1 protein-coding gene is annotated in these 281 nt (G+C 39.1%); it reads left to right on the forward strand.

All coding sequences use genetic code 11. The annotated features are described in order from the left end of the window. Window positions 1-281 (forward strand): C1 family peptidase (locus tag QWJ41_RS21065; RefSeq protein ID WP_302710441.1); only part of this gene is annotated, 281 nt, incomplete at both ends.

Below are 281 nucleotides of genomic sequence, written 5' to 3' on the forward strand. Positions count from 1 at the left end.
CGTATCCGTACCAAGCAAGTCAAGGTTCATGTAAGAAAAACAAACCGGTTGTTGTAAGTGCAAAGGGATATGTTAGTATCCCAACTAACGAGACAAATTTAAAAATAGCCGTTGCAACTCAAGGCCCAGTTTCAGTCGCTGTAAACGCAGACCAATTACAGTTTTATTCACAAGGCATTTTCAACACTTCTTGCAGCACTGTCGTTAATCACGGTGTTTTAGTTGTTGGTTATGGAACAATTGATGCAACTGGAGCTCAGTATTGGATAATTAAAAATTCG

It is taken from the genome of Nocardioides cremeus (assembly GCF_030518195.1).
In the GTDB taxonomy this organism is placed as follows: domain Bacteria; phylum Actinomycetota; class Actinomycetes; order Propionibacteriales; family Nocardioidaceae; genus Nocardioides; species Nocardioides cremeus.